Genomic DNA, 893 nt, shown 5'->3' with positions numbered 1-893 from the left:
CCACTCCACCAGGACACGATGACGCTCTGCCTCGGGCAGCACATCGATCTGCCGCAACGGCCGCTCCGGTGTCCGCTCCAGCGCTTCGACCAGTCCCTCCAGCGCCGTCGCCATGAACGCACAGACTCGCTGCGCACCGACCGCCGCCTCGACCTGCGCCGTCAACGCAAAGCCCGCGCCCAGATCGTCCACCGACACCGTCAGCGGGTAGCTCGTCCGCTCCTCACCCCCGAGCCCCTTGATGCCTTCCAAACCACCCGATCCGGTCCCCGAACCCGATCCGCTGTGCCGATAGTTCAGCAGCGCCGAGAACAGCGGCGCCGGCGGCGTAACCCTGCTGCAGCGCTGCNCCAGCGGATAGTTCGTCCGCTCCTCCGCGTGAAGGACCTCGATCCCCTCCCACTGAGCCTGCTCCGCAGCGCCGCCCGCCGCACTGTGCCGGTAGTTCAGCAGTGCCGAGAACAGCGGCGCCGGGGCGGCCACCCCGCTGCAGCGCTGTGCCAGCGCCAGCGGCGCATGCTCGTGACGCAGCAACTCCGCAAGATGCCGCTGCACCTCGCGCACGCTCGCTGCAACGCCCTGCCCGCCGACCTCCACCCGCAGCGGCAGCGTGTTGATGAACAGGNCCCAGATCGTCCACCGACAGCGCCAGCGGATAGTTCGTCCGCTCCTCCGCGTGAAGGACCTCGATCCCCTCCCACTGAGCCTGCTCCGCAGCGCCGCCCGCCGCACTGTGCCGGTAGTTCAGCAGTGCCGAGAACAGCGGCGCCGGGGCCGCCACCCCGCTGCAGCGCTGTGCCAGCGCCAGCGGTGCATGCTCGTGACGCAGCAGCTCCGCAAGATGCCGCTGCACCTCGCGCACGCTCGCCGCAACGCCCTGCTCGCCAACCTCT

General features: G+C 70.4%; 1 protein-coding gene and 1 pseudogene. One reads left to right on the top strand and one right to left on the bottom strand.

Annotated features, from left to right (window positions below; translation table 11 throughout):
- Positions 1–177: 177 nt before the first annotated feature.
- Positions 178–624, bottom strand: a pseudogene (locus HL671_RS39275) (hypothetical protein); the annotation flags it as partial.
- Between the two features lie 52 nt (positions 625–676).
- Between HL671_RS39275 and HL671_RS37965 the strand changes: the two are divergent.
- Positions 677–893, top strand: a 217-nt coding sequence (locus tag HL671_RS37965) for a hypothetical protein (protein WP_210263811.1), incomplete at its 3' end; no start/stop codon positions are given.

The sequence above is a fragment of the Bradyrhizobium denitrificans genome, from assembly GCF_013179005.1.
Classification (GTDB): Bacteria; Pseudomonadota; Alphaproteobacteria; order Rhizobiales; family Xanthobacteraceae; genus Bradyrhizobium; species Bradyrhizobium denitrificans.
This window is presented reverse-complemented; position numbering and strand designations above follow the sequence as displayed.